Source organism: Streptomyces griseoaurantiacus, from assembly GCF_036189845.1.
GTDB lineage: Bacteria > Actinomycetota > Actinomycetes > Streptomycetales > Streptomycetaceae > Streptomyces > Streptomyces griseoaurantiacus.
Map to the genome: position 1 here is coordinate 464,358 of NZ_CP108326.1, position 26,988 is coordinate 491,345.

At 74.0% G+C, this 26,988-nt stretch carries 27 protein-coding genes and 2 pseudogenes; 15 read left to right on the forward strand and 14 right to left on the reverse strand.

Annotation, left to right across the window (positions count from 1 at the left end; all coding sequences use genetic code 11):
• Nucleotides 1-124: 124 nt before the first annotated feature.
• A complete protein-coding gene (locus OHB09_RS02075) occupies nucleotides 125-970 on the reverse strand; it encodes an alpha/beta hydrolase (protein ID WP_328921527.1) in 846 nt (281 codons plus the stop codon).
• Between the two features lie 108 nt (nucleotides 971-1,078).
• Between OHB09_RS02075 and OHB09_RS02080 the strand changes: the two genes are divergently transcribed.
• A complete protein-coding gene (locus OHB09_RS02080; protein WP_191853849.1) occupies nucleotides 1,079-2,011 on the forward strand; it encodes a LysR family transcriptional regulator in 933 nt (310 codons plus the stop codon).
• Between the two features lie 21 nt (nucleotides 2,012-2,032).
• Here the strand turns inward: OHB09_RS02080 and OHB09_RS33280 are convergent.
• A pseudogene (locus OHB09_RS33280) lies at nucleotides 2,033-2,811 on the reverse strand (NAD(P)H-binding protein).
• A 334-nt stretch (nucleotides 2,812-3,145) separates the two neighbouring features.
• Nucleotides 3,146-3,370 (reverse strand): helix-turn-helix domain-containing protein, encoded by a 225-nt coding sequence (locus tag OHB09_RS02095; RefSeq protein WP_318295399.1) that lies wholly within the window; start codon nucleotides 3,368-3,370, stop codon nucleotides 3,146-3,148.
• Nucleotides 3,371-3,633: 263 nt separating this feature from the next.
• On the opposite strand from OHB09_RS02095, the gene OHB09_RS02100 reads away from it, so the two are divergent.
• The gene (locus OHB09_RS02100; protein WP_318295396.1) at nucleotides 3,634-4,071 is read left to right on the forward strand and encodes a hypothetical protein; all 438 of its coding nucleotides are present in this window, start codon (nucleotides 3,634-3,636) and stop codon (nucleotides 4,069-4,071) included.
• A gap of 29 nt (nucleotides 4,072-4,100) precedes the next feature.
• Here the strand turns inward: OHB09_RS02100 and OHB09_RS02105 are convergent, their stop codons facing one another.
• Complete coding sequence (locus OHB09_RS02105; protein ID WP_318295395.1) at nucleotides 4,101-4,343, reverse strand: hypothetical protein; 243 nt, start codon at nucleotides 4,341-4,343, stop codon at nucleotides 4,101-4,103.
• Between OHB09_RS02105 and OHB09_RS02110 the strand changes: the two genes are divergently transcribed.
• A complete protein-coding gene (locus OHB09_RS02110) occupies nucleotides 4,267-4,665 on the forward strand; it encodes a DUF4240 domain-containing protein (protein ID WP_319352200.1) in 399 nt (132 codons plus the stop codon). The two genes, OHB09_RS02105 and OHB09_RS02110, sit on opposite strands and share 77 nt — an antisense overlap.
• A gap of 122 nt (nucleotides 4,666-4,787) precedes the next feature.
• Here OHB09_RS02110 and OHB09_RS02115 read toward each other — a convergent pair whose 3' ends face one another.
• From OHB09_RS02115 to OHB09_RS02125, 3 genes are all read right to left on the reverse strand, one after another.
• The gene (locus OHB09_RS02115; protein ID WP_191892049.1) at nucleotides 4,788-6,599 is read right to left on the reverse strand and encodes a chitinase; all 1,812 of its coding nucleotides are present in this window, start codon (nucleotides 6,597-6,599) and stop codon (nucleotides 4,788-4,790) included.
• A 129-nt stretch (nucleotides 6,600-6,728) separates the two neighbouring features.
• On the reverse strand, nucleotides 6,729-7,769 hold the full coding sequence (locus OHB09_RS02120) for a terpene synthase family protein (protein ID WP_328921530.1): 1,041 nt from the start codon (nucleotides 7,767-7,769) through the stop codon (nucleotides 6,729-6,731).
• 151 nt (nucleotides 7,770-7,920) lie between these two features.
• Nucleotides 7,921-8,931, reverse strand: coding sequence for an SDR family NAD(P)-dependent oxidoreductase (locus OHB09_RS02125; RefSeq protein WP_319118142.1), 1,011 nt, complete (start codon nucleotides 8,929-8,931; stop codon nucleotides 7,921-7,923).
• A gap of 342 nt (nucleotides 8,932-9,273) precedes the next feature.
• Here OHB09_RS02125 and OHB09_RS02130 point away from each other — a divergent pair, with 342 nt between their 5' ends.
• From OHB09_RS02130 to OHB09_RS02150, 5 genes are all read left to right on the forward strand, one after another.
• Nucleotides 9,274-10,035, forward strand: a complete 762-nt coding sequence (locus tag OHB09_RS02130) for an isocitrate lyase/PEP mutase family protein (RefSeq protein ID WP_191853852.1) — start codon at nucleotides 9,274-9,276, stop codon at nucleotides 10,033-10,035.
• 213 nt (nucleotides 10,036-10,248) lie between these two features.
• Nucleotides 10,249-11,040, forward strand: coding sequence for an SAM-dependent methyltransferase (locus tag OHB09_RS02135; RefSeq protein ID WP_006140502.1), 792 nt, complete (start codon nucleotides 10,249-10,251; stop codon nucleotides 11,038-11,040).
• 204 nt (nucleotides 11,041-11,244) lie between these two features.
• Complete coding sequence (locus OHB09_RS02140; RefSeq protein ID WP_006140501.1) at nucleotides 11,245-11,925, forward strand: hypothetical protein; 681 nt, start codon at nucleotides 11,245-11,247, stop codon at nucleotides 11,923-11,925.
• Nucleotides 11,926-12,035: 110 nt separating this feature from the next.
• On the forward strand, nucleotides 12,036-12,407 hold the full coding sequence (locus OHB09_RS02145) for a transglycosylase family protein (protein ID WP_093590583.1): 372 nt from the start codon (nucleotides 12,036-12,038) through the stop codon (nucleotides 12,405-12,407).
• Nucleotides 12,408-12,592: 185 nt separating this feature from the next.
• Nucleotides 12,593-13,534 carry a LysR family transcriptional regulator gene (locus OHB09_RS02150; RefSeq protein WP_191853853.1) on the forward strand — a complete coding sequence of 314 codons (942 nt, stop codon included), beginning with the start codon at nucleotides 12,593-12,595 and terminating at the stop codon, nucleotides 13,532-13,534.
• 55 nt (nucleotides 13,535-13,589) lie between these two features.
• Here OHB09_RS02150 and OHB09_RS02155 read toward each other — a convergent pair.
• Nucleotides 13,590-14,025: pseudogene (locus OHB09_RS02155) on the reverse strand (hypothetical protein).
• A 110-nt stretch (nucleotides 14,026-14,135) separates the two neighbouring features.
• Here OHB09_RS02155 and OHB09_RS02160 point away from each other — a divergent pair.
• Entirely contained in the window at nucleotides 14,136-14,537 is a 402-nt protein-coding gene (locus OHB09_RS02160) for a hypothetical protein (protein ID WP_319118152.1), read from the forward strand.
• 100 nt (nucleotides 14,538-14,637) lie between these two features.
• Here the strand turns inward: OHB09_RS02160 and OHB09_RS02165 are convergent, their stop codons facing one another.
• Nucleotides 14,638-15,099 carry a hypothetical protein gene (locus tag OHB09_RS02165; RefSeq protein ID WP_006140496.1) on the reverse strand — a complete coding sequence of 154 codons (462 nt, stop codon included), beginning with the start codon at nucleotides 15,097-15,099 and terminating at the stop codon, nucleotides 14,638-14,640.
• A 350-nt stretch (nucleotides 15,100-15,449) separates the two neighbouring features.
• On the opposite strand from OHB09_RS02165, the gene asnB reads away from it, so the two are divergent.
• Nucleotides 15,450-17,294, forward strand: a complete 1,845-nt coding sequence (gene asnB / locus OHB09_RS02170; RefSeq protein WP_328921531.1) for an asparagine synthase (glutamine-hydrolyzing) — start codon at nucleotides 15,450-15,452, stop codon at nucleotides 17,292-17,294.
• Between the two features lie 133 nt (nucleotides 17,295-17,427).
• On the forward strand, nucleotides 17,428-18,576 hold the full coding sequence (locus OHB09_RS02175; RefSeq protein WP_328921532.1) for a serine hydrolase domain-containing protein: 1,149 nt from the start codon (nucleotides 17,428-17,430) through the stop codon (nucleotides 18,574-18,576).
• Nucleotides 18,577-18,647: 71 nt separating this feature from the next.
• Here OHB09_RS02175 and OHB09_RS02180 read toward each other — a convergent pair whose 3' ends face one another.
• The 3 genes from OHB09_RS02180 to OHB09_RS02190 form a co-directional block, all read right to left on the reverse strand.
• A complete protein-coding gene (locus OHB09_RS02180; RefSeq protein ID WP_093590577.1) occupies nucleotides 18,648-19,115 on the reverse strand; it encodes a hypothetical protein in 468 nt (155 codons plus the stop codon).
• A gap of 76 nt (nucleotides 19,116-19,191) precedes the next feature.
• Nucleotides 19,192-20,085, reverse strand: a complete 894-nt coding sequence (locus tag OHB09_RS02185) for a YegS/Rv2252/BmrU family lipid kinase (protein ID WP_006140492.1) — start codon at nucleotides 20,083-20,085, stop codon at nucleotides 19,192-19,194.
• A 12-nt stretch (nucleotides 20,086-20,097) separates the two neighbouring features.
• On the reverse strand, nucleotides 20,098-21,786 hold the full coding sequence (locus tag OHB09_RS02190) for an FAD-binding oxidoreductase (RefSeq protein ID WP_191853869.1): 1,689 nt from the start codon (nucleotides 21,784-21,786) through the stop codon (nucleotides 20,098-20,100).
• Between the two features lie 125 nt (nucleotides 21,787-21,911).
• On the opposite strand from OHB09_RS02190, the gene OHB09_RS02195 reads away from it, so the two are divergent.
• From OHB09_RS02195 to OHB09_RS02205, 3 genes are all read left to right on the forward strand, one after another.
• The gene (locus OHB09_RS02195; RefSeq protein ID WP_040895303.1) at nucleotides 21,912-22,523 is read left to right on the forward strand and encodes a TetR/AcrR family transcriptional regulator; all 612 of its coding nucleotides are present in this window, start codon (nucleotides 21,912-21,914) and stop codon (nucleotides 22,521-22,523) included.
• Nucleotides 22,520-24,070, forward strand: coding sequence for a glycerol-3-phosphate dehydrogenase/oxidase (locus tag OHB09_RS02200; RefSeq protein WP_328921533.1), 1,551 nt, complete (start codon nucleotides 22,520-22,522; stop codon nucleotides 24,068-24,070). The genes OHB09_RS02195 and OHB09_RS02200 overlap by 4 nt, the downstream gene beginning before the upstream one ends.
• A 130-nt stretch (nucleotides 24,071-24,200) precedes the next feature.
• Nucleotides 24,201-24,479 carry a hypothetical protein gene (locus OHB09_RS02205; protein ID WP_006140488.1) on the forward strand — a complete coding sequence of 93 codons (279 nt, stop codon included), beginning with the start codon at nucleotides 24,201-24,203 and terminating at the stop codon, nucleotides 24,477-24,479.
• Between the two features lie 19 nt (nucleotides 24,480-24,498).
• Here OHB09_RS02205 and OHB09_RS02210 read toward each other — a convergent pair whose 3' ends face one another.
• Both OHB09_RS02210 and OHB09_RS02215 read right to left on the reverse strand, forming a co-directional pair.
• Nucleotides 24,499-25,143: a hypothetical protein gene (locus OHB09_RS02210; RefSeq protein WP_319118161.1), complete on the reverse strand. Its 645-nt coding sequence runs from the start codon at nucleotides 25,141-25,143 to the stop codon at nucleotides 24,499-24,501.
• 133 nt (nucleotides 25,144-25,276) lie between these two features.
• Nucleotides 25,277-25,996 (reverse strand): SDR family oxidoreductase, encoded by a 720-nt coding sequence (locus tag OHB09_RS02215; RefSeq protein ID WP_006140486.1) that lies wholly within the window; start codon nucleotides 25,994-25,996, stop codon nucleotides 25,277-25,279.
• 78 nt (nucleotides 25,997-26,074) lie between these two features.
• Here OHB09_RS02215 and OHB09_RS02220 point away from each other — a divergent pair, with 78 nt between their 5' ends.
• Nucleotides 26,075-26,968 carry a helix-turn-helix transcriptional regulator gene (locus tag OHB09_RS02220; protein ID WP_328919364.1) on the forward strand — a complete coding sequence of 298 codons (894 nt, stop codon included), beginning with the start codon at nucleotides 26,075-26,077 and terminating at the stop codon, nucleotides 26,966-26,968.
• Nucleotides 26,969-26,988: the final 20 nt, after the last annotated feature.

The following is a 26,988-nucleotide window of genomic DNA, read 5'->3' on the forward strand; positions in this document are numbered from 1 at the left end:
GTTGACTCCGAGAAGCACCAACGCCCACAGGGGCGTTTCGCTTCCCACCGGAGCGAACGGTGAGCGGACAGGGACGGGGATTCGTCCTTCTCGAGCCGATGCCGGCTCACGAGGCTCAGGAGGCTCACGAGGCGAGGGCCGCGGCGAGTTCGCGCGGCCGGGCCGCGAACGGGCTGTGGCTGCCCGGCAGGGTGTGCACGGTGAACGGGTTGCCGGGAAAGGCCCGGTCGGTTTCCGCGATCATCAGGTCCTGCGCGGCCGGTGCCAGCGCCCGGTCCTCGGCACAGCGCAGGAAAGTGCGTGGGATGCGGCCCCACCGCGCCTCGGTCAAAGCGACCGGAGTCGTCGGGATCGTCAGGGGCAGGTCGGGGCTCAGTGCGGACCGCCACCGGTCGAAGCGGTCCACAGGGGTGTCGTGGTAGTGGGTTTCCCGCAGTTCCTCGAGGTAGGCGGGATCCGGTGAGAGTGGATTGATCCGTACGGCGCCCAGGGACTCGGGGACGCCGAGGGGCAGGTTCCGGCCCAGCGCGGTGGCGTTCTCGGGTGAGCCCAGATAGTCGAAGAACCGCGGCCGCCCGCCCGGTACGAAGGCGGACAGGTAGACGATCCGGTCCACCAGCTCGGGCGCCCGCTCCGCGGCCAGAGACGCCGGACCGCCGCCCGCGCTGTGCGCGACGAGCACGACGGTGCGATGGTGACGCACCTGGCGCAGGACGCCCAGTACCGCCTCGGCGCAGTCCTCCATCGTCACGAGGACGAGCCGCGACCTCTCGGTCAGCAGGTCCGGCTGGCCGGGCAGCAGGTATCCGGTGGGCAGGGGGGCGTCGAAGCCGTGGCCCGGCAGGTCGACGGCCACGCTCGCGGCGCCCAGTCCGGCCAGCGCGCGCTGCGTCGCCGCCCACTGTCCGGAGCTGTGCCAGGCGCCGTGCACGAGAACGAAGACGGTGCCGGTCGGAGAGGTGTTCTTCATGGCTTCATTGCAGACGGAAGCACCGGCGTCATCCATTCTCAGATCTGGTAAGCGGCTTGGCGATATCTTTGAGGTATCGCCATGGTCGAGGGGCGGGAGGGGCGGCTCATGGAAGCGCGGCACCTGCGGTACGCGGTCGCTCTCGCCGAGCACGGGCACTTCGGCCGGGCTGCCGGCGAACTGGGCATCGCGCAGCCACCGTTGTCCAAACAGATCGCCGATCTGGAGCGTGAGGTCGGGGCCCGGCTGTTCGAACGCACACGTCAGGGGGTGTTCCCGACCGCCGCCGGCGAGGCGTTCCTCGCGCGGGCGCGCCGGGCGCTCGAGGAGATCGCGGCGGCCGAGGTCGACGCGGGCCGGGCGGCGCGCGGCGAGACGGGACGGCTGCGCCTCGGCTTCGTCGCCTCGGCACTGCTCGACCCGCTGCCTGGCGTCCTGAGCCGGTTCGGCCGGGAACGGCCCGACGTGCGACTGGAACTGCACGAGATGGCGACCAGCCGCAGCAGCCCCGCTCTCATCGCCGGGGAGCTGGACGTGGCCATCACCCTCGGCCCGCCACGGGGCGCCGGAGCCGAGCATCTCGTGTCCGTCCCGATCGGACGCGACCACGTGATCGCGGTGATGAGCACGGCACATCCGTACGCGGGTCAACCCTCGGTGAGCGTCGACCAGTTGCGGCGACAGCCGCTGATCGTGTCGGCCGGCGAGGACGAGCCCGCCGTGGTCGCCGGACTTCGTGCCCTGCTGGGCAGGGACTCCTCGGCTCTCGGCGGCGCGAGTGTCGCGAGGGACGTGCACACGATCATCGGCCTCGCCGCCTCCGGCGTGGGCGTCGGCCTGGGGCCGTCCCGCATGAGGGCGGTCCCGCGTCCCGGGGTGCGGTTCTGCGAAGTGACCCCGGGCACGCCCCTGCCCGATCTCGTGCTGTCCTTCGCGGCCCGCGACCACTCCCCGGTGCTGCGCGCCTTCCTCGACACCATCCGCGGGAACTGCCCCGAAGTCGGTACCGCACTCGACGACCGGCTCCGGTCCCGCACGTGATACAGGTGTGACCGGGCCCGGTCAGCCCGCGGGCGGGCCGGACGCGGTCCGCAGCACCTGCTCCAGCGGCGCCGCGGGGTGCCCGGTGAGGTCGGGGATCGCGGTGGTCACGGTGGCGAGGGAGCCGTCGGCGATCGCCGTGTAGGTGGACACCCAAGCGTCCAGTTGCCAGTCGGCCGCACCGAACGCCGCGCGCGAGGCGTACGCCTCCTCGATCGTCTCCGGGACGTAGGAGACGGGCCGGCCTCCGACGGCGGTGAGGATCCGGGCCACGTCGGTGAGGGTCAGCGCCTCCGGTCCGGTCAGTTCGTAGGTGCGGCCGGCCCACGGATGGCACCGTCCGCACCGACGAGAGCGGGCATGAAGTCGGCGTAGAGGTTGTCACGCAGAAACGTGAACGGGATGCCGGAGGCACGGATGTGCTGCTCGGTGTGCCAGTGGTCCCGGGCCAGGGTGAAGGTGGCCTCGGGCGCGGCGGCGTAGAAGGAGATGTACACCAGATGCGCCACACCCGCCTCGGCCGCCGCGTCGACGAACGTGCGGTGCGCGTGGAGGCGGTCGGGGGACTCGGCGGCGGAGACCATCAGGACGCGGTCGGTCTCGCGCAGGGCGCGTACGAGGGCCTCGTGGTCGTCGTAGGCGCCGGGTGCCGGCGTGGCACCGGCGAGTCGGGGAGCGCGGGCGGGGGTGCGGGCCAGGAGGGTCTGTTCGATGCCCGCGTCGGCCAGGCGGCGGGCGATGCGGCCGCCGAGGCGGCCGGTGGCCCCGGTGATCGCGTAGGTGGCATGGGCGGGGGCCATCGTCAGTCCTCCGTGGTGGGGTGCCGCTCCCCCGCCGTGCGAGGGCGGGGACGCGGAACGGTACGGGTCCAGTGTGACGGGCGATGACGATCCGTGCTTCTCGTCGCATGCGGCGCATTCAGCCGTGATGACGAGCAGGGCGCCTTCGATGCCGGCCGTGAGGACGGACAGCGCGCCGCCGATGTGATTCGTTCGGACAGTCAGCGCGCCTTCGATATCGGTTGTTCGGACGGGCAGCGCCTCCTCGGTCTGCCGGCAGCGCATCGACTGCCGGTCGGTGAGCCGCTGGTCGATGCCCGCGAGATCCATGACGGGCCTGCGGCCGGGTGTCACCTCACGCGGCCGGCGACGGGTGCTCGCGGAAGGTGCCCGGTGTCACGCCCGTGCGCAGTCGGAAGAACTTGGTGAAGTCGCCGGCGTCGGTGAACCCGAGCCGGTCGGCGACCTCCTTCGCGGTGAGGCCGCTGTGCCACAGCAGCCGCTTCGCCTCGAGAAGCACCCGGTCGTCGACGTACTGCTCGGCGGTGCGGCCCGTCGCTGCGAGCCTCGCGCGGGTCAGGGTGCGCGGGCTGTAACCCGAGTGCCGCCGCGTGGTCCTCCACGCGCCGGGTCACGGCATGGTCCCGCTCGACGGCCGCGTGGAAACGGGCGAACGTCCGCGATGCGGGCGCCGACCGGGTCACCGGTCCGCGTGCCTGCGCGAGCCTCACCACTGTTACGGACAGCAGCGCGCGCAGCACGTCGGCGTGGACCGACAGGGGCAGGGCGGCCATCACCCGGTACTCGTGGGCGAGATGGGCCAGCGCCGTGCGCGGACGCCGTGTGCTGATGCTCCTGTCGATCGTCAAGCAGCTGTGTGCACCGGATCGCCCTTCCCGCGCTGCTGCTTGCTTGACGCTGTTCTGTCGCCCGCCGCAGGTCGTGAGCGACAATGCCCGCACGAACGGTGAGGGAGGCAGCGTGGATCGGGATGCCACTGGCATGTGGTGGGAAGGGCTTGCTCGCCGGGTGGCTGTCGCCGTGCTGGCATCGGCCGTGCTCTCGCTCCTCGTCTCGGCTCTTCTCTTCGGTCTTCCCCACGGCTGGAAGACGGCCATGTCCTTGGCCGACATCACACTGCGCACGTCATGGATCGCCGGTTTCCTCGTCCCGGCCACCGTCGTCACGCACCTGGCAGTCCACGTCAGTCGCCGCAGGCTTCTGCACCCCCACGGTCGCTACCAGCCCCGGCCCTTCAAGAGGGGCGGTCAGCACCGCTGACCGGGGCCACCTCCAGCTTGCTGAACTCGTCAGCGATTCCCAGCGCTGAGGTCGGCGGCCATGCCCCAGAGCAGTCGGGCCGCGGCGAGCCAGTCCCGGTAGGCGCTGGCGAGCTCGTCGTCGCGGCGGAGCCCGCGTTCGAGGTCGGAGACGGCGGTCGGCCACAGTGAAGCGGTCGCTCGTGAGGCGGCTTCCCTGCCTGCCTGCCGTCCGGTCGGGAAGATCGTCGCCGCGCAGCAGGTGCTGTGGGACCTGATGGCTGAGTCCTGCACGCTCCCGTTGCGGGCCGCCGCCCACCTCGTCAGCGACGGCTGCTCCGACGACGGCTTCGACTACTTCCGTGGTTGGCCGATCGCACAGGGGCGTGAGGTCTTCGAGACCATGGTCGCCGATCCTGATGCGCTCGCAGGGCTGCCCCTCGTGCATGCCCCGGCCGCCGACGGCCTGGACCTGGAGGGCGGGGACGTACTCGGTGTCGCCTGGACCGCACACCTCATGGCGACCGGTGAGCAGTTCCCCGCCGGCGAGTTCACGTTCGATACCCGCAACTGGACCCTTCCTGGGACTTCGACTTCGACGACCGGGGAGAGGTGACTCGCCGCCTGCCCCGCCTGGCCGCTCTCCACCTGAGGCAGGTCGCCTGGTCGCTCACCGGCCGCCTGTGTCCGCAGCTCTCCCCCACCCGACTACTTGACGACGAGGCAGCGGGAGGTGTGTCAGCCGAAGTAGCCGTCGAAGGTCTTCTGGAACTGCCAGCTGGAGAACCGGTCCCAGTTGATCGACCATGTCATCAGGCCCCGCAGCGCCGGCCAGGTGCCGTGGGTGGTGTACGAGCCGCAGTCGGTCTTCTTGGTCAGGCAGTCCAGGGTCTTCGTGACCTCGGCCGGGGAGACGTAGCCGTTGCCCGCGTTCGTGGAGGCCGGCATGCCGATCGCGACCTGGTCGGGGCGCAGCGGCGGGAAGACGTTGTCCGGGTCGCCGGCCACCGGGAAGCCGGTGAGCAGCATGTCGGTCATGGCGATGTGGAAGTCGGCTCCGCCCATGGAGTGGTACTGGTTGTCCAGGCCCATGATCGGGCCCGAGTTGTAGTCCTGGACGTGCAGCAGGGTCAGGTCCTCGCGCAGGGCGTGGATGACCGGGAGGTAGGCGCCGCAGCGTGGATCCTGGCCGCCCCACTTGCCGGTGCCGTAGAACTGGTAGCCGTTCTGCACGAAGAACGTCTCCGGGGCCATCGTGAGGACGAACTTCGTCCCGTACTTCGCCTTCAGGGTCTTCAGGGCCGAGATGAGGTTCACGACCACGGGCGTGGTGGGGTGCTTGAAGTCGGTGTCGTCGGCGTTCAGCGACAGGGAGTGGCCCTCGAAGTCGACGTCCAGGCCGTCCAGGCCCCAGGTGTCGATGATCTTCGAGACGGAAGAGACGAAGGCGTCCCGGGCGGCCGTCGTGGTCAGCTGGACCTGGCCGTTCTGGCCGCCGATCGAGATCAGCACCTTCTTGCCGGCGGCCTGCTTGGCCTTGATCGCGGCCTTGAAGTCGGCGTCGCTCTCCGCGCCGGGGCACTCTCCCCCGCTCGAGCAGCGGTTGAAGCGGATGTCTCCGGAGGTGGCCGAGGTGGGCTCGCCGAAGGCCAGGTCGATGACGTCCCAGCTGTCGGGGACGTCGGCGAGCCGGGTGTAGCCGGCACCGTTGGCGAAGCCGGCGTGCAGATAGCCGACGAGGGCGTGGGCGGGCAGGTCGGACGGGCCGCCGCCGGTCCCGGCGCCGGTGGTGGCGGTGACGGCCGTGGACCTCGGTGACTCGCCGGCGGCGTTGGCCGCGGTCACCTGGAAGCTGTACGCGGTCGAGGCCGCGAGGCCGGACACGGTCGCCGAGGTGCCGGTCACGTTCTGGACCCGGGTCCCGTCGCGGTAGAGCGCGTAGCTCGTCGCGCCGGTCACCGCCGACCAGGACAGGCCGACGGAGGACGAGGTGACGGAAGTGGTCCTGAGGCCGGCCGGGGCGGCGGGCGGTTGCCCGGTGCCGCTGCCGCCGGGGCCGACGAGGGTGAGGTCGTCGGCCTGGTAGGCGCCGGTGCCGTACCAGCCGTGGGTGTAGAGGGTGACCTTGGTGGTGGTGGGGCCGGTGCGGAAGGTGGTGCTCAGTTTCTGCCAGTCGGGGGCGGACTGGGTCCAGGTGGAGACGTCGCTGGTGCCGGCGCCGTTCGCGCCGAGGTAGACGTAGGAACCGCGGACGTACCCGGACAGGGTGTACTGCGCGTCGGGCTGGACGGTCACCGTCTGGGCGCACTGGGCGTTGTCGTTGCCGGCCGGGGTGGCCCGCAGCGCGGAACGTCCGCCGTGCACCGGTGAGTCGACGGTCGTGCCGGCCGTGCAGGTCCATCCGGTCAGGCCGGACTCGAAGCCGCCGTTGACCGCGAGGTCCGCGTCGGCCGCGCCGGCGGGCGAGGAGAGCGCGGTGAGGGCGGGCACGGCGAGCAGGGTGGCCGTGAGCGCGGCGAGGACGGATCTGGGGCGTCGGGCGCGGTCCACAAGGGCCTCCGGCGGGTGGGGAGTTGGAGGGGCGCAGCGCTCACAACTTGGTCCAGACCAATGCCGTTGTCAAGATGTCCGGGAGCGGTCCGTGGCCGCTTTCGCGGTCCGCCCTCGGGGGTGGGCCGGTCACCGGGCCGGGGAGGCCCCCGGTCCGGTGGGCGGGGGACGGTGCGAGGTCGTGTGCAGGAGCCGGTCGAGGTGGCCCGGGCCCGAAGGGGGCACGACCCGGGGGGCGTCGCGGTAGCGGTGGGTCTCGGTCTGCCAGGCGTGGTAGCCGCTCATCCAGGCCGCCATGACGCGGACGTAGGCGGCGACCTCGGCCCGTTCCCCTTCGGTGAGGGCGAGTTGCGTGCCGACGGTGGGGACCTGTGCCGCGAGGCGGTCGAAGCGCCGCACGCGCCGGTCCACTTCGCCGCGTGCCGCGGTGAGGGCTTCCTCGCGGGTGAGGTGGCGGGCCCGTTCCAGGACGAGGACGAGGTTGTCCATGTCGCCGCGGGCCTCCTCCTTCTCCAGGGAATAGACGTCGTTGCACATCAGGGTGACGTCGATGGCGTCCCGGCGCATGAGGCGCAGCTCGGGACTGTGGAAGGCGGACGCGGGGACGGTGAGGCCGGCCGCGCGTTCCCCGAGGGAGAGGGGCAGGTCGGTGGCGGCGATGCCGCGCCGGACCTCGAGGTAGGTGTCGAGGTCCGCCGGGGTGCCGCGCAGGCGGCCCCGCGCCTCGTGGGCCTGCGCGGCGAAGTAGTACTCCCATTCGTGGGCGGTGCGGGCGGTCCAGGCCGGGTGGGCGCCCTCGGTGCCGCGGGCCCGGACGTCGGCGAACGCAGTGGTGCAGGCGTCGGCACCGGGCGGCGGCGGGGCGCCGTGCGCGATGTCGATCAGCACCTGGCAGACGTGGGCGGTCTCGGCGGGGTCGCGGCCGAGGGGGCCGTCGAACTGGTCGTCGAAGACGAAGAAGAAGCCCATCGCGTCCGCCAGCAGGTCCAGGGCCGGGCCCCGGGCGTGTGGGAAGCCGAGCGCGGCCAGGCGCGGCATGTCCCAGGATTCGTACCAGGCCAGTGACCGTTCACCGGCGGCCAGACCGGTGCGGCGAACCCAGTCCAGGTGGTGCCGGCGAGCCCCGTCGAGGTCGGGGCTGATCCGCGCGGCGGGGAGGTCGAAGGTCATGTCCTGGGGCACGGAACCCTGCCTGAGCCGCGGCGGGCGGTATGAGGTGGGCGGGAGCAGGTCGCGCGCGGGCGGGTGGGCGTCATGTGCGGGTGGGCGCGGGTGAGCGTCGTGCGCAGGCGGGCGCGCGTCATGCGCGGGCGGGTGGGCGTCATGCGCGGGCGGCCGGGGTCGTGAGGTCGAGGACGGGTGTCCCGGCCGCTCCGGCGCCCAGCCGGGCGAGGGAGAATCCCATGGACTCGCTGACGCTCGCCGGTGTGCGGAACGTCCCGGTGTCGCTGATCCGCGCGAAGCCGTCGCGAACCGCCTCCGGTGTGGGGTCGTGCGTCCACAGGACGCCTTCGGTGGCGCCCAGGAAGATCCGTGCGGTGCGGCGGCCGGCCGCGTGCAGGAGGTGGCCGGTGCAGGGGGCGCCGTCGTGGGCCAGCAGGGCCACCACCGGGGCGACGTGCCGAGCGGGGAACAGGTCGGTCAGCAGCGCGGTCGTCCGTGGGTCGTCCCGGACCGCCTCCAGGGACATGCGGGTCGCGGCGACGGGTACGACCGCGTTGACCTTGATGCCGTGGGCGGCGCCTTCCGCTGCCGCCGCGGTGGTCAGGCCGAGCACGGCGCCCTTGCCCGCGGCGTACGCGCTGAGCCCGGTGTCGCCGAACAGGGCGTCGGAGCAGGTGTTGACGATGCGCCCGTACCCGGCCGCGGTCATGTGCGGCCACACGGCCCGCAGCATGTGCAGTGTCCCGCCCGCGTGCGTGTCCAGCACCCGCCGGCACTCGTCGTCGGTGAGTTCGGTCAGTGGGCGCAGGATCGAGATGCCCGCGTTGTTGACCAGGGCGTCCAGCCGCCCGAACCGCTCCAGCGCGGCCGCGGTGAGGGCGTGCGCGCCGGCCGCGGTGGCCACGTCGTGCCCGTCCGCCAGCGCCTGCCCGCCCGCCACCCTGATCTCCTGCGCCACGGCCCGCGCGGGCGCGGGTGAGGTGCCGTGCCCGTCGGTCGCGCTCCCCACGTCATTGACCACGACCTGCGCGCCGCGCGCCGCGAGGAGCAGCGCGTACTCCCGGCCCAGTCCCCTGCCCGCGCCGGTCACCACGACCACGCGGCCGTCGAAACGGACCTCGTCAGCCCTCTCCTCCCGCCGTTCGTCCACCGGAACCACCAGCCCCACCCAGCCCTTCCGCGACGGCGCGCCGGGACGGCTTCCCCCGGACGACCGCCCACCCTGCCCCTGCCGCTCGCGCCCGGGCAGGGGGCGAACGGACCGGGTGGACGCACATGTGCGCACCCCGGGTGCTGTCGCGCGCCGCGGGCACCCTCGCGCGATCCGGCACGCGTCGCCCGTGGAAGCGGCCGCCGGGGGCGTTGCCACGTCCTCGCGCACGGCGCTGCCGACGCCGCGTCAGGACAGCGCATGTCCCGGCACCACACTCCGCGCCCCACGTGACGGGCGGCGGCGGTGAACGCCCGTCCTCCACCCGGTGGTCGGCGGTGCCGGGGTAGCGTTGCCCGCATGACCCTCCACACCACCGTTGAGCGCGCTCAACGCCTCAAGCAGCTGCACGCCCAGCACCAGCCGCTCGTGCTGCCGACCGTCTGGGACGTCTGGTCCGCGCGCACGGCAGTGGCCGCCGGATTCCCCGCGCTGACCATCGGCAGCCACCCGCTCGCCGACTCCCGCGGCGCGGAGGACCACGAGGGGCAGACCTTCGAGGAGGTCCTCGCCGCCGTCGCACCCATCATCGCGGCGGTCGACGTCCCGGTGTCGGTCGACCTGGAGGCCGGGTACGGGCAGAAGCCCGCCGACCTCGTCACCGGGCTCCTCGAGGTCGGCGGGGTGGGCCTCAACGTCGAGGACACCGTGCACTCCGAGGGCGGCCGGGTGCGCGGTACCCAGGAGCACGCCGCCTACATCGCCGGCCTGCGCGCGGCGGCCGACGACGCGGGGGTCCCGCTCTGGGTGAACGGGCGCACCGACCTGTTCCTGCACGCCCAGGACGCCTCCGGTGTCCTCGACGAGGCGATCGAGCGGCTCCGGAGCCTGGAACAGGCCGGCGCCGACAGCGTCTACCCGGTGGGCATCCAGGACGACGACGAGCTGCTCACCGCCGTGACCGGCGCGGTCGGCGTCCCCGTGAACTCCACGGCCCACCCCGTCAAGCACGACCTCGACCGCTTCCGCCGCCTCGGCGTCGGCCGGATCACCTACGGCCCGCTGCTGCAACTCGCCCTGACGGACAGCATGAAGGACATGCTCAGGTCCTGGACGTCCTGAGGGTTCGTAAGGCTCATCCACCGGCCGTGACGGTCGTCGCCCTCGAGACCGCCCGCATGCGCGTCCTTGGGCTGTCCCGTCACGGCCGGTGGGCGGTCGTCACGGCGGCGCCGTCCCACTGGGCGGCCAACTCGCCCAGCCGGAACGGCAGATGAGAGTACGATCATCGAAAAAGTGCGGTAGAGGATCATCCCGCGGACGACGGAGCCTGCCATGACGAGTGCCACCCCCCAGCCTCCCCGGATCGACACCAGCAAGGCTCATCCCGCACGGGTCTACGACTGGCTCCTCGGCGGCAAGGACAACTACCCCGTCGACGAGGCCGTGGGCAGCACGCTGCCGCCCGAGGCGCGGGACGGGGCGCGGCAGAACCGTGAGTTCATGCACCGCGCTGCCGCCTATCTCGCCGGGCAGGGCGTCGACCAGTTCCTCGACATCGGCACCGGCATCCCCACCGCGCCCAACCTGCACCAGATCGTGCAGCGGACGGTGCCCTCCGCCCGCATCGTCTACGCGGACAACGACCCGATCGTGCTGCGGCACGCCGAGGCCCTGCTCATCAGTGACCCCGCGGGTGCCACCGACTACATCCAGGCCGATGTGCGCGAACCGGAGCAGATAGTGCGGCACGCGCGCGGCGTCCTCGACTTCGACCGGCCGATCGCGCTCTCGGTGATCGCCCTGATGCACTTCATCAGCGACGAGCAGGACGCCCACGGCATCGTCCGCAGGCTGGTGGACGTGCTGCCCCCGGGCAGCTACCTGGTCCTCTCGCACGCCGGGATCGACGTGTATCCGGAGCTGGCCCAGCAGGTGGTCGACCAGTACGCGAAGGGGGGCATCCGCCTCGCCTTCCGTACCCGCGACGAGGTGGCCCGCTTCTTCGACGGACTCGAGATGGTCCCGCCGGGCCTGGTCACCGCCACCGAGTGGACCGGCTCCGCCACGCCTCCCGCGGACCCGGAGGGCAGCGGCATCTACGCGGGCGTGGCCCGCATCAGCTGACGGCACGGCGATCGGCGGGGGCACGCCGCTCCGGATGCGGGTCCGAGAGCCGCGTCGCGCGCCCGGCAGGCCCGCTCGCTCCCGTCCTGCGCAATGGTTCGGCCAGATTGATGGCCGATTGTCCTCTTGCCCCACGGTTCGCCCCTCTCCCCCGGGTAGCCCTACGACGTCCGCTCGGGCGAGCGCGGGTGGGGGGAGCCGGCCGTGGAGGCACAGAGGGGGCAGTGGGAGGGGACGGGCGGCCCGTGGCGCGCCCGCCGGCGGCGCGCGGTCGACACCCTGCGGGCGCAGGGCCGCTACGGCCCCGAACTCCGTGACGTGCTGCCCGCGTTCGCGACGCTGGTGGTCCTCGCCTGCGCGCTGGCGGGCGGGTTGGCGGTGCTGTACCGGGCGAACGGTGCCGCCGCGCCGGTGGCGATCGCGCTCGTGCTCGTCCTGGTACTTCTCATGCTGTTCCTCCACCGGCGCCCGCTCGCCCGCCGTCGGCGCGGTTACTACACCCCCGAGGAGCTCGCCGAGCTGGACATGGCCGGGCTCGTCAAGGCGGTGGCCCGGATGCTGCGCCGGGAGGGCTGGCGGGTACGGCGCCCCACCGAGCCGGACCTGCCCCGGCTGGTGGCGCGGGACGCCGGGGGCAGACTGCTCGAAGTGGCGTTCCGGCCCGTCGCCGAACCGCTGCCGGGTGAGGACCCCTTGTGCGCGGGGGCCGGCTCGCGCGCCCGGCAGCCGCTGCTGATGGTGGTGCACCGCGGCACCTTCAGCAGCCGGGACGCGCTGTGGGCGCGTCGGCGGGGCGGAGTGCGTCTCGTCGACGGGCCCGGGTTGAAGCGCTGGGCGGCGGGCACACCGCTGCGGGAACTGGACGGACCGGACGGGACGCCCTGAGTTCAGGGTTCCCGGCGGTGCCGGCCGCTCCACGTCGGCTCCACCTCACCCGCCACGGATGGCGGCATCCAACAGGCCGTCCCCCGCTCACCTCCTGTAACTGTTTGTGCATGATTGGTCATCAGAACTCTGACGCGGTCCTCCGGCACGAGCCCCGCCGTCGCGGACTCCGTACGGCGCTCACCCTCCTGACCACCGCCGCAGCCCTGTTCACCGCCCCCGCGGCGCTCGCGGCGAGCGCACCCGCCGGGCCGCGCGGTCCCGACTGGGACGCCATCGCCGCCTGCGAGTCCAGCGGCAACTGGCAGGCCAACACCGGCAACGGACACTACGGCGGGCTGCAGTTCAAGCAGTCGAGCTGGGTCGCGGCCGGCGGCCTCCAGTACGCCGCCCGCGCCGATCTGGCCACCCGCGCCGAACAGATCGCCGTGGCCGAGAAACTGGCGGCGCTGCAGGGCCTGTCGGCCTGGGCCTGTTCCTGAGCCACGCGCCGGGCACGCACCCTGGGCGCGTCGCGCACAGCGCGCGGGCCGGCACAGCATGCGGGCGGGCCGGCACAGCATGCGGGCGGGCCGACTCAGTGTGCGGGCGGGCCGACTCAGTGTGCGGGCGGGCCGTCCGCCACGGCGCCGGGATGCCCGATACCCGGCCGGTATCGTGGCTCGTCATGGACGTCCGTACGCTGCGTTACTTCGTGGCCGTGGCCGAGGAGCTGCACTTCGGCCGGGCCGCCGCGCGGCTGCGTATGACCCAGCCGCCGCTGAGCCGGGCGATCCGGCAGCTCGAGGGCGACCTCGGCTGTGCTCTGCTGCTCCGCTCCCCCGCCGGGGTGAGCCTGACACCGGCCGGGGCCGTGCTGTACGAGGAGGCGTGCGCGCTGCTCGCGAGGGCCGAGGGCATCCGGGCCCGAGTCGCGGCGGCCGCGGGCACCCCCGCGCTGACGGTGGGCATCCTGGCGGACAGCGTCGAGCAGATGGGCCCCCGGCTGGCCGAGGAGTACCGGAGGCGCCGTCCCGAGGTGCGCGTCCGCATCCGCGAGGCGGACCTGGCCGACCCGACGGCGGGCCTGCGTGCGGGCCGGGTCGACGTGGCGCTGACCCGGACGCCGTTCGACGACACCGGCGTGACCACCCATGTGCTGCGCTCCGACCCGGTCGGCGTCGTCCTGCGCACGGACGACCCCCTCGCCGGCCGTGACCGTCTGAGCCAGGCCGAGCTGGCCGGGCGCCGCTGGTTCCGGTTCCCCGACGGGACGGACCCGGTGTGGCGGGCCTACTGGACGGGCCCCGCGGGCGCCGGACTGTCCCCGGACGCCGGGCTCTCGGCCGTCACCGGGCGCCCGAACGGCGCCGAGGAAGGCCCGGTCGTCCGCACCGTCCACGAGTGCGTGCAGTCCGTGCTGTGGGACGGGGCCGTGGGGCTGGCGCCGCTCGGCCATTCCCTGCCCGAGGGGCTCGTCGCCGTTCCGCTGGACGGCATGGAGCCCAGCCGGCTGGTCCTCGCCTGGAACACCGGCCACGACACCCCGCTGATCCGCGCCTTCGTCCGCCTGACGACGGCCCTTTACCGGGAGGTGCCCGGCCGGGCCGCGGGTTCGCGTACGGAGTGAGGCCGCACGGCGGTCCGGGAGCGTCGCACACGGGCGGCCGCGCGAATCCTCGTGCTCAGCGGCCCCGGCTGCCGCCCGTCATCGACATCAGCAGCGCATGGGTCTCCTCGTCGGCGGCGACCATGAGCCCGCGGCCCCCCCTCGTCGAGCGGGGCGCCCTCGACGCCGGTGACGACGCAGCCGGCCGCCCGGCACAGGGCGATGCCGGCCGCGAAGTACACACTGCCGGACAGGTTCTCGCCGTCGGTGACGTACGCGGCGCCTCGCCGACCGCCCTCCTCGCCGAGCACCGCGTCCTCGGGGCGCACAAAACGGATGACGTCGAGGATCGCCCTCTCGGCCGCCACGTCGGCGTCGGTGGCGAAGCCCCCGCCGCCCTTGCCGATGCGCCGGAGCCTGCGGCCGTACCTCGCGGGGACCACGTCCGCGCCGGCCCGCGCACCGGCTGCCGCGACCGCGGCGTCGCCCTCACTCGTGTGGGGGTCGAACATGCGGTGCAGGCTCTCCACGCACCCACGCACCCACGCACCCGGACCCGGACCCGGACCCGCGAGATGGGATGCCGTGCCCGCGGCGGCCGTCCACCTGCTTGAATGCCACGGTGATCGAATTGGGGTTCTTCGCGGTGCTCGCGGCTCTCGCCGGGTGGTTGATGCGGCGCAGGGCGCGGCAGCGGTCGGAGGCCATGGCCGACGGGGAGCCCGCCGAGGTGCCGTGCATGCTCAAGTGGGCCGCCCTGGGCTCCCGTTGGAAGGTGGGCCGGCTGCTCCTCACAGGCACCGATCCGCTCCTGCGGACGTCCTTCCCGGGCAGGCGCGAGGTCGCGCTGCCGCGCGGCCTGCGGCGGACGGGGGTGCGGGCGCCCTCGGTGAGGGAGGGTCTCACCATCAACCCGAGGTCCCGGATCGTGGAGTGCGAATCCGCCGAGGGCGAGGTTCTCATCGCGGTCATGCCGGAGGATCTGGAGCATGTGACGGAGGCCGTGCGGGTGACATCCTCCTGATCCCGGTCCGTGGGAGGCGCCGCGGCGGAGCCCGGCTGCCGGGACGCCACCGTGAGGGTCCCGCCGTTCGCCGACATCGCCCCCACCACCCGCGGGCGCCTCAGCCGGGCGTGGTGTCCGGGCGGGCCGTGTGGGCGGGGTGGCCGTCGGTGCGGCGGGACTCCTTCATCTCCGCCTCGTAGAGGTGGTCCCTGCCCTCGGCGAGTTCCTCGCGGGCCGCTGCCTCCAGGGCCTTGAAGGGCTCGTAGTAGGTGGCGTTGTAGGCCTCGACGATCTGGAAGGTCCAGTGGCCTGGGATGACGTTGCGGCCGAGGATCTCCCGCCGCACCCGCTCGGCCCACTCCTCGTGCCCCGCCTCGCGCAACAGCTCGACCGCGCGGTCGAGTTCGAGGTCGGCGGTGCCGGTGAGCTGGTGCAGTGAGTACAGGTGGCCGCGGGCCCGTTCGGTGGTCTCCAGGGCCTTGGACAGGGCGCCCAGGGCCTCCACGGTGGTGTCGGTGACCCCGTCGGGGCGCCGGTGGGCCCGGTCTGGGCCGTCCTCGTGCGTGTGCGTGGCTGCCATGGTTCGCATAGTGCCCCCGGGGCGGCGGACACACGCGTCCGAGCCCGGCGGCGGGGCCGTTCGGGTGTCCCCGTGCGTGCCCGCGGGGCGCGGGGCATGCTCGCGCCCCGGGAGTTGAGCAAGTCTTTGCCGTTGGCCGATTCCCTGCGGGGGCGCCGCGCGGGGTGCGCCGCCGGGGGCCCTCCCCGGTGTCCCCGCAGGCTCTTCCGTATGCAAAGCGGGGCCGAAAGTGCGGGGTGCTCCGGGCCCCGAGCGGGGCGGTCGCGTTGACCGCGGCCGACACGTGTCACACGCTCGAAACACACCACATAGGTGCTTCATACAACTGGTTCGGCCAGTGGAGGTAACACATGTGCGGCATCACCGGCTGGGTCTCCTTCGACCGCGAGCTGCGCGCCGAGGACGCGTCGCTGCGCGCGATGACGGAGACGATGGCCTGCCGCGGCCCCGACGACCGGGGCGTCTGGGCCGAGGGGCCCGCGGCCCTCGGGCACCGCAGGCTCGCCATCATCGATCTGCCCGGCGGCCGGCAGCCCATGACCGCGGCGACCCCGGAGGGGACGGTGGCGCTGGTCTACTCCGGGGAGACGTACAACTTCACCGAGCTGCGTCGCGAACTCACCGGCCGGGGGCACCGGTTCACCACCGACTCCGACACCGAGGTCGTCCTGCGCGGATATCTCGAATGGGGCGACGCGCTCGCCGAGCGGCTGAACGGCATGTACGCCTTCGCCCTCTGGGACGGCCGCCGGCAGCGGCTCGTCATGGTCCGCGACCGCATGGGCATCAAGCCGTTCTACTACTCCCCCACCGCCGACGGCGTCCTGTTCGGCTCGGAGCCCAAAGCGATCCTCGCGAACCCCCTGGCCCCCCGCCGGGTCCGCCTCGACGGCCTGCGCGAGCTGTTCACCTTCGTCAAGACCCCCGGGCACGCCGTGTGGGACGGCCTCCGCGAGGTCGAGCCCGGCACGGTGGTCACCGTCGACCGCCAGGGAATCCGCACCCGCGTCTACTGGGAGCTGGAGACCCGGCCGCACACCGACGACCGGGACACCACGGTCGCCACCGTCCGCACGCTGCTCGACGACATCGTGCGCCGCCAGCTCGTCGCCGACGTGCCGCGCTGCACCCTGCTCTCAGGAGGGCTGGACTCCTCCGCGTTGACCGCCCTGGCCGCCCTGCAGCTCGGTGAACGGGGCGAGCGGGTGCGCAGCTTCGCCGTCGACTTCGCCGGTCAGGCCGACAACTTCGTCGCCGACGAACTGCGCGGTACTCCCGACGCTCCGTTCGTGCACGACGTGGCGCGCCTCGCGCGGACCGACCACCAGGACATCGTCCTGGACGCGCAGGCGCTCGCCGATCCGGAGGTGCGGGCGACGGTCGTGCGTGCCCGGGACCTGCCGATGGGCTTCGGCGACATGGACGCCTCGCTGTATCTGCTGTTCAAGGCGGTCCGCGGGCACTCCACGGTCGCGCTGTCCGGGGAGTCGGCGGACGAGGTGTTCGGCGGCTATCTGCAGTTCTTCGACGAGGAGGCGCGAAACGCGGAGGCCTTCCCCTGGCTCGTCCGGTTCGGCCGCCACTTCGGCGACGACACGGCCGTGCTGCGCCCGGAGCTGACCCGTTCCCTCGACCTGGAGGGGTACGTGGCCGACAGCTACCGCACCGCCGTCGCCGGGGTCCGCCGGCTCGACGGGGAGAGCGACGTCGAGTGGCGGATGCGGAGGATGAGCCATCTGCACCTGACCCGGTTCGTGCGGGCGCTGCTCGACCGGAAGGACCGGATGAGCATGGCGGTCGGGCTCGAAGTGCGGGTGCCGTTCTGCGACCACCGGCTGGTCGAGTACGTCTACAACGCGCCCTGGGCGCTGAAGTCCTTCGACGGCCGGGAGAAGACCCTGCTGCGGGAGGCGACCGCGGACGTCCTGCCGAAGTCGGTGTACGACAGGGTCAAGAGCCCGTACCCGTCCACCCAGGACCCCAAGTACGGTCTCGCCCTGCAGGACCACGCCAAGGAGCTGCTCTCCCGTCCTTCGCACCCGGTCTTCGACCTGGTGGACCGGGAGCGGCTGCGCCGGCTGGCCCACCGCGACACCCCGTCCGGCACACAGGCGGCCCGGCGCGGGCTGGAGAAGACGCTGGACCTGGCGGTGTGGATGGACATGTACTCCCCGGAGCTGGTGCTGGACGAGTGACCGATGAGTTCCGGGCGCGCGGCCGGTCTCCTTACCGAACGCCCGCGGTGGCACCGTGGCGTTCACCCCGCGCGGACCGGCCGCGCGGGCCCGGGAGCGAAGCCCGGTGACCGAGGGATGGGGAGGCGGGCTCATGGGCGCGCTGGAGGATCTGCTGTCGGAGTACATCGGCAAGGGCTGGGCGCCGGGGGCGGTGGCGCTGGTGGCCCGCGGCGAGGAGACGGAGGCCGCGACCGTCGGCACACGGGCGCTCGGGGGCTCCGATCCGATGACCCGGGACACGTTGTTCCGGATCGCCTCCCTCACGAAGCCCCTCACGGCCGCGGCGCTGATGGTCCTGGTCGACGACGGCAGGCTCTCCCTGGACGACCCGGTCGCGACCTGGCTGCCGGAGCTCGCGAAGCCGCGCGTCGTGAGGACTCCGCACAGCGAACCGGACGACACGGTCCCGGCCGCCCGGCCCATCACCGTGTTCCACCTGCTGGCCTCGCGGGCGGGATACGGCATGGCCGCCGACTTCTCGCTGCCGCAGGTGCGGGGGCTGTTCGGGCTGCAGGGCGGGAGCTGGGAGCCGGCGGGCTTCCCCTCCGCCGACACCTGGATGGCCCGGCTCGGGGAGTACCCGCTGCTGCACCATCCGGGTGACGCCTGGCTCTACAACACGTGCTCCGACATCCAAGGAGTGCTCGTCGCCCGGGTGGCCGGGCAGTCGCTGCCGGAGTTCCTGGCCGAACGCGTCCTCGCGCCGCTCGGCATGGCGGACACGGGGTTCTCCGTTCCGTCCGGCAGCCTCGGCAGGTTCGCCACCGCCTACGAGCCCGGTCCGGACGGCGGCCTCACCCAGACGGACGGGCCCGAGGGCGACTGGAGCCGGGAGCCGGGGTTCGCCTCCGGTGCGGGCGGCCTCGTCTCGACCGTGGACGACTGGCTGGCGTTCGCCCGGATGCTGCTGGCCGACGGTGCGGCGCCCGACGGGCGGCCGGTGCTCACGGCGTCCTCGGCGCGGCTGATGCGCACCGATCACACCACCGCCGAGCAGCGCGCCGCGAGCGAGCTGTTCCTTCAGGGGCAGGGCTGGGGCTTCGGCGGCTCGGTGGACCTCACGGAGCGCGACCCGTGGAACTCCCCCGGCCGTTACGGCTGGGTCGGCGGCACGGGCACCGCGGCCCATCTGGACCCCGCCACCGGCACGATCGCCGTCCTGATGACCCAGCGGGCCATGAGCGGCCCGGTCCCGGAGGGGATCATGCCGGACTTCTGGCGGTACGCCGCCCGGGCGTGAGGGACGGCGTGCGGTGCCCGTCCGCAGGGGACGGGGACGCGTCCGTGGGCCCGCCGGCCGGCCGGTCCCGCTCAGTCCCGGTGGTCGGCGGCGGCCACGACGCCGTAGGTGACGAGCCCGTAGACGACGTGCGGAACGATGTCCGAGAGCCAGTCCTTCGCCGACCACGTGCGGGGATCGCTGACCCCCGTGCGGGCGATCGGCAGGTCGCTCGCGGCCATGGCGAGGGCGCCGGTGACCGGGCCGCCGAGCCACAGGGGGACGCGGACGCCCGCGCGGTGGACGAGCGCGACGGCGGCACCCGCCGCGACGCCCACCGCGATACCCGACAGGGCGCCGAGGCCGGTGAGCCGGTTCTCGCGGAGGTCCCCGGTGCCGGGGACCGGGTGGCCGGTGTCCGCGGTGATCCTGTCCACCACGTCCTCGGGGACGCTGCTGGTCGGCCTGCCCCGCAGCGCCATGTCGGCGTAGGTGACGGCGTTGAGCGCGGTGGTACCGGCAGCTCCGGCTGCGCAGCCCCGCGCGAGGGTCTGGAACATGCCGCCCCGGGTTCCCCTCCCCCTCCGTCGAAACCGGCGGGCGGGCCCGGTGGCGCGGGCGGGGCGGAGCCGGCGGTCAGTACAGCACGTCGAGGGCGCCCGGCAGGACCCGGGCGGTGACGGGCAGGGTGGCCTCGACCTCGCCGTCCGCCCCGTAGGGGACGGGACGGTCGGCCTCGATGCGGATCTCCCGCCCGCGCAGGACGCGTACCTGGAGGCGGTTGACGTGGGCGCCGGTCCGCAGCTCCCGCATGAGGGCGAAGAAGAGCCGTCGCGGGGCGTGACTGATCATCACCACCTCCAGCAGCCCGTCGTCGACGCGGGCGTCGGGTGCGATGAGGCGGCCGGAGCCGTAGTACGGGGAGTTGGCGGCGACGACGGTGTAACCGTGGTGGGCGTGTTCCTCGCCGTCGACGGTGACGCGGTACCGGGCCGGCCGCCAGGTGGCGACGGCGCGCAGGCCCCCGGCGTAGTAGGAGGCGGCGCCGCGCAGCAGTGCCGTGTGGTTGGCGTGGCGGTTGGCCAGGGCGTCGACGCCGGCGTAGACGCTGCCCAGGACGACGGTGCGGTGGTGGACGGCGGACTCGATCTCGACGGTGTCGACGGGGCGGGGCGCGTGGTGGAGGAGGACCCGGGCGAGGGCGGCCGGGTCGGTGGGCAGGCCGAGGGCGCGGGCGAAGTCGTTGCCGCGTCCGGCGGGTATCAGCCCGAGGACGGTGCCGGTGCCGCTGAGGGCACCGCCGATGCCGCCCGCGATGCCGTCGCCGCCGACGGCGAGGACCACCCGGCCGCGTTCCCCGGCGCGCCTGGCGAGTTCCTGGGCGTGGGTCAGGCTGTCGCTGTACTCGGTCTCCAGTTCGGCGCCGGCCTCGCGCAGGGGGCGGGCCACCTTCAGCAGTGCCGCGGCCGCGGTGGAGCCGCCCGCCGTGGGGTTGACGACGGCCGTGAACCGTCGCGTCGGGTGTGACATCGGGGTGTCTCCTCAGTCGGCGGACGGGGTGCCGGGCCGGGCGGGGGCCGAGGCGGCGGGCCGGGCGGCCGAGGGGGCCCGAGGGGCCGAGGGGTCCGGCCGCGGGTCCTCGGGGAGCAGGACGCCGGGGTTGAGTATGCCCTCCGGGTCCAGGCGTCGTTTGACCGCGCGCAGCGCCTCGATCCCGAGCGGGCCCGCCTCGCGGAGGTATCCCTCCCGGTGGTCGGTACCGATGCCGTGGTGGTGGCTGATGGTGCCGCCCGCGGCCCAGATCGCCTCGCCGGCGGCCCGCTTGGCCGGCGCCCAGTGCGCCACCGGGTCCGTTCCCTGGGCCGAGACGACCGTGAAGTAGAGCGAGGCGCCGTTCTCGTACACGTGGGAGATGTGGCACATGACCAGGGGCGGGGTCCCGGCCTCGGTGAGCGTGGTGGTGAGCGCCTCGCGGACGGCGGCGTACAGACCGGGCAGCCGGGACCAGAACGCGGCGGTCTCCAGCGTCTCGGCGAACGCGCCCGCGTCGAGCAGGGAGTCGCGCAGGTAGGGGGCCGAGTAGCGGCCCTCGGCCCAGTGCGTGCCGGGTTCCTCGCCCAGGTACATGCCGCCGCAGTCGCGCAGGACGGCGGCGGCGCGCTCGCGGCGGTGGGCGGTGTCCTCCTCGGTGCCCTCGTATCCGGTGACGGCGAGGCAGCCCTCGCCCCGGAGGGCGTCCGGGGAGTCGAGCCGGCCGGGCCGGGCGAGGCCGACGAGGGTCTCCGTCTCGTCGGAGAGCCGCAGCACGGTGGGCCGGGGTCCGTCCTGCGCGAGTCGGCGCAGGGCGGTGGCGCCCCCCTCGAACGAATCGAACCGCCAGCCCTCGTACACGCGGCTGCGGGGGGCGGGGCGCACACGGACCGTCACGGAGGTGATCACGCCGAGGGCGCCCTCGGAGCCGAGGACGAGCTGGCGCAGGTCGGGGCCGGCGGCGGAGCGGGGGGCGCGGCCGGCTTCGAGCGTGCCCTCGGGGGTGGCGAGGGTGAGGCCCAGCACCATCTCGTCGAAGCGGCCGTACCCGGCGGAGGCCTGGCCGCTGGAGCGGGCCGCGGCGAAGCCGCCGAGGGTGGCCCACTCGTAGGACTGCGGGAAGTGGCCGAGGGTGAAGCCGTGCGCGGCGAGGAGTGCCTCCGCGTCCGGGGCGCGCAGACCGCTCTGCAGGGTGGCGGTGCGGGAGACGGGGTCGAGGGCGAGCAGCCGGTCCATGCGGCGCAGGTCCAGGGCGAGGAAGGGGCGGGCGCCCTCGGGGGCGAGGCCGCCGACGACGGAGGTGCCGCCGCCGAAGGGGACGCAGGCGAGGCCGTGGGCGGCGCAGGCCCGCAGGACGGCCAGCACCTCCTCGTGGCCGGCCGGGAGGACGACGGCGGCCGGGGCCCGGTCGGTCTCGCCGCGCCGGATGCGCAGCAGGTCGGGCGTGGACTTGCCGCGGGTGTGCCGGACGCGGGTCTCGGTGTCGGTGCGGACGTGGGCGGGCTCTCCGCCGACGGCGGCGACCAGGGCCGCGCGGGCGGCCGGTGTGAGCGGGGAGGCGGGGACGGCGAGGTCCTCGAGGGCGAGCGGCGGGTCGGTGCGCGGGGTGACGCCGAGCAGTTCGCGCAGCAGGTCGGTGACGGCTCGGGGCAGCGCCGCCGCCCGGGCCGGATCGCCCCAGCCGCTCCACAGCATGTCCATCGTGGGTGTCCTCACCGCTCGCTCGTCCTGTTGTGCTCTGCGTTCCGTGCGTGCTTTTCGTTCCGTCCGGGTGCGGTCCGTGAGGGCTTGTGCGCGGCCCGTACCGGGGAGTTACACTGTGACACATGACGCCTATTCGTCACAACAGTTCGGACGGCGACCCGATGCTGGATCCGGTGCTCGACGCGGTGCGCGACCGGGTGCTGGCCGTGGGGGTCCGGCGCACCACCCTCACCGATGTGGCCCGTCGTGCGGGGGTGTCGCGGATGACGCTGTACCGGCGCTGGCCCGATGTGCGGACCCTGGTCGGCGATCTGATGACCCGGGAATGGATCGCGGCGGCCACCGCGGCGATGCCGGCCCCCTCGGACGACCTCCCGGGGCGCGCCCGGATCGTCGAGTCGCTGGTGAACGGGGTCGGCGCCTTCCGGGCGCACCCCCTCTTCCGCAAGATCGTGGACGTGGATCCGGAACTGCTGCTGCCCTATGTGCTGGACCGGCGCGGAGCGAGTCAGGACGCCCTGCTCGACCTGCTCGCCACGGCCGTGCGGGCGGGGCACGCGGACGGCTCCGTGCGGCCCGGGCACGCCGAGCGGCAGGCGCGGACGCTGCTGCTGGTCGTGCAGTCGTTCACGCTGTCCCTGCGCACGATGACGGACGAGGACGACCCCGGGCTGAGCACCGCGGCCTTCACCGACGAGTTGCGCACCCTGCTGGAGAGGACCCTCGCGCCGTGACCGCCACCCCCTCCCCGACCGCCGCCACCTCCCTGTCCGCCGCCCGCCGCATCCGTGAACTGACCGCGACCGTGGGCGGCGGGGCCGTCGACGTCCTGGTCGTGGGCCTCGGCGCGACCGGCGCGGGCGTCGCCCTGGACGCCTCCTCCCGTGGGCTCTCGGTGGCCGCGATCGACGCCCACGACCTCGCCTTCGGCACCTCGCGCTGGAGCTCCAAGCTGATCCACGGCGGGCTGCGCTATCTCGCCGCCGGGCAGTTCGACGTGGCCCACGAGAGCGCGGTCGAGCGCGGGGTGCTGATGGAGCGGACCGCGCCCCACCTGGTGCGTGCCCAGCCGTTCGTGCTGCCGCTGACGCCGCTGGTCTCACGCGGTGGGGCCGCGCTGGCGTGGGCGGGCTTCCGCGCCGGTGACGCGCTGCGGATCGCGGCGCGCACCGCCCGCGCCACCCTGCCGGCCCCGCGCCGGCTGACCCCCGTCGAGACCCGCCGTCTGGCGCCCGCGCTGCGGGCCGCCGGACTGCGCGGCGGGCTGCTGTCCTGGGACGGCCGGCTCGTCGACGACGCCCGGCTGGTGACCGCCCTCGCCCGCACCGCGGCGGGCCGCGGGGCCCGGATACTCACCCGGGTGCGGGCGTTGGAGCTCGACGGCTCCGGCGCCCGGGTGCGGGACGAACTGACCGGTGAGGAGGGTGTGATCAGGGCCCGGGCGGTGGTCAACGCGGCGGGGGTGTGGGCCGGTGGTCTCGTCGAGGGCGTGCGCATCCGGCCCTCGCGCGGCACCCATCTCGTCCTGCGCGGGGACCTCCTCGGTCCGCTGCCGGCCGGTCTGCACATCCCGGTGCCCGGGGAGGGCAACCGGTTCGTGCTCGTGCTGCCGCAGGAGGACGGGCGGGTGTACGTGGGTCTCACCGACGAGCCCCTGGAGGGCACGGTCGTGCCGGACGTCCCCGAGGTGCCGGAGACCGACATCGGGTTCCTGCTGGACGTGGTGGGTACCGCGCTGGGGGTGCCGGTGCGGCGGGCGGACGTGGCGGGCGCCTTCGCCGGGCTGCGGCCGCTCCTCGACGGCGGGGCGGGCCCCGGGGGCGGCACGGCCGACCTCTCGCGGCGGCACGCGGTGCTCACCTCCTCGGAAGGGGTGGTCACGGTGGTCGGCGGCAAGCTGACGACGTACCGGCGGATGGCCCAGGACGCGGTCGACGCGGCGGTGGCCGGGGGGCGGGTCACGGCCGGCCCCTCGCGGACGACGGCGCTCCCGCTGGTGGGGGCGGGGCCGGCTCCGGCGGGTGTGCCGCGGCGGCTGATACGGCGCTACGGGACGGAGGCCGCGGCGGTGCACGCCCTGGGAGCGGCGGACCCGGGCCTGCGGGAGCCGGTCGTGGCGGGCTATCCCGTGACCAGGGCCGAGCTGTGGTGGGGGGTACGGCACGAGGGGGCGCTGGACGAGGCGGACCTGCTGGACCGGCGCTGCCGGCTCGGCCTCGTCGCCGGGGAGCGCGAGGCCGCGGTGGGGGCGGCACGGGAGGCGCTGGGCGGGGTGGGGTGAGCCCGCACACCGGGGCGCGGGGCCGTACCCGCGCACACGACCCCACCGCTCCCCGGCGGCGCACCTCCCGTCGCCCCGCCCCCGTTCGCCTCGGCGCGCGCGCCGTCCCCCCGCTGCTTACGATCCGAACGTGGCACACACTCTCGACGAACTGGTGGCGATGCAACGCGCCGCCGACCAGGCACGCAACCGTGTCGAGGAGCTGCGCGACTCCTTCGGCCCGCCCGCGCACCACACATGGACGGACGTGCAGACGGACACCTACGAGACCGCCTGGCGGGCCTGGCGGGACCTCGCCCGGGACGTGCAGGCCGCGGTGACCCGGTACGCCAAGGACGAGGAGAAGCCGCGCAACGCCGTCGAGGAGGAGGTCAGGCGCACCGCCCGGCATCCGCCTCCGGCTCCGTAGCCCCGCACGGCGGAGCCGTTCAGTAGAGCTTCTTCACCGCCGTCGCGGTCGTGGCCTCGAAGGCCGTCACCGGGGCATCGTCGAACGTGCCCATCTGCCCCCACTGCACGACCGTGACGGTGCTGCCGTCGCGGCCGACGGAGAAGAGGTTGACGTCGGAGGCGCCCCAGGAGGTCTCCGTGTGGACGCCGAACACGTCGGCGCCCCCTTCCACGTTCAGCCGCCCGTAGTACATGCTCCGCGCGGTGACGTCGGGGTTCTCCGCCTCGGCCTTGCGCGCGCAGCCGGCGAGGTCCTTGCGCAGCAGCGCGGCGAAGTCCTGCGCCCGCTGGACGCTGCGCTCCACGACGGTGGCCTGCAGGGCGCCGGTGTCGTACTCGGTCCAGAACCGGCGGTGGGAGGTGGTCGACGGCAGGGCCTCGCCCACGCAGAACGGCAGCGGGTCCGGCTGTCCGGCGGTCACCTCACCGGCGTACCAGTCCGAGGACGGGTGTGCGGGCAGCTCGCCCGGCTCCAGGAAGCGCGGAGTGCCGGTGCCGGAGTCGGAGCCGGCGGCGGCGCTCGCCGGGACGGCGCCCAGGGCGAGGGCGAGGACGGCCACGGGTGCGGCCAGGGCCGTGTGGAGGCGGCGGGCCCGCCCGGCCCGGCGGATGCGAGTGCTCATGAGTGTTTCCCCCTGGTGGTCGTGGTGCTGGTCGTGCGAGGCGTGCACCGCCTTCTGACGGTGCACGCCTGCTACGACCAGCGGGACGCCCGGTTCGTTGCCCTGTCTCGTCGAAAAACGGGCGGCCCGCCGCTCACCACGGCACCGGTGTGCCGTCCCAGGAGAAGAAACCGCCGGTCGGGCCGTCGTCCGCGAGCAGGGCGAGCCGCACCGCGCCCTCCGCGGCCTCCGCCGGGTCCCCGGCACTCGCCAGGGCCGCCCGGGGGTGCAGATCCGTCGCCCGCAGTCCGGGGGCCAGCGCGTTGACCTTGAAGCCCTCTTCCGCGAGGGCCTGCCCGTAGTACAGGGTCAGCGCGTTGAGCGCCGCCTTGCCGGAACGATAGGCCGCGCCCTGGCCCCGGAAGGCGGCGAACTCACGCTCCGGGTCCGCACCCCACGTCAACGAGCCGGTGCCGCTGGAGATGTTGACGATGCGGGGCGCCGGAGAGCGGCGCAGCGCGGGCAGGAAGGCGTTGGTGACGGCGAGTACGCCGAACAGGTTGGTCTCATAGGTGCGGCGCAGGCCGTCCACGGTGAGTTCGGTGGGCCTGCTGTCGTCGACGACGACACCGGCGTTGTTCACGAGGACGTCCAGTGTGCCGATCCGCGCCGCCGCGGCCGCGATGCCCTCGGCGTCGGTGACGTCCAGGACGAGGAGGCGGGCGCCGCCGCCGATCTCCTCGACCGCCTTCTCGCCCCGGCCGGCGTCCCGCGAGCCCACGTACACGGTGAAGCCCTCGGCGACCAGGAGGCGGGCGATCTCCTTGCCGATTCCCTTGTTGGCACCGGTGACCAGTGCTGTGCGATCGTTCATGGCATCGACGATTCCCCGACCGCGGGCGGCCCGCCAGGGACAACCTGTACCAGGCGGCCGGCCGCCGCAGGAGAGAGCATGCCGAGGCAGGAACTGGCCCGCTTTCTGCGGGACCGCCGCGAACGACTGCGTCCCGAGGACCTCGGGCTGGCCTCCGGGGGCGAGCCCCGCCGCACCCCCGGGCTGCGCCGGGAGGAGGTGGCCGAGCTGGCCCACATGTCCGTCGACTACTACGTCCGGCTCGAACAGGCCCGCGGGCCGCGCCCCTCGCCCCGGATCCTGGACGGACTGGCGGGGGCGCTGCGGCTGGCCCCGGCCGAGCGCAGTCACCTGTTCCGGCTCGCGGGGACGAGCCCGCCGCCGGGGACCCGCGCGAGGCGGCGGGTGCGTCCGTACGTGGCGGGGATGCTGCGCCGGCTGCCGGAGACGGCGGCGGTGGTCACCGACGCCTCCTACGACGTCGTCGCCTGCAACCCGCTGGCCCGCGTGCTGATCGGCGAGGATCTCGACGGGGAGAGCAATCTGGCCCGGCGCCGTTTCCTCGGCCGGGGCCGAAACCACTTCAGCACCGGCGCCGAGGAGTTCGGGCGGATCGCGGTGGCACGGCTGCGCCGGTCGGCGGACCGCTACCCCCGGGACGCGGCGCTGGCGGAGCTGCTGGCCGAACTGCACGCCGGGAGCGAGGAGTTCCGGCGGTTGTGGGAGGAGCGGCCGGTCCACGCGCCCGGGCACCGAACGAAGACCCTCGACCATCCGGAGGCGGGGCGGCTGCGCCTGAACTGCGACGTCCTGCTGGTGCCGGAGGAGGACCAGGAGGTGGTGCTGATCACGGCGGACGCCGGCTCGTCCACCGCGCGCTCCTTCCACCGGCTGGCTGCCCGCGTCGCGAGAACCACCGAGGACACCGATTCCGCGGGGCCGGTGGCCCGGCGCGGGACGTCCGGCGCGCCCGGCCTCCTCGGCGCCGGCTGACCCGGGCCGGGACGGGCCGG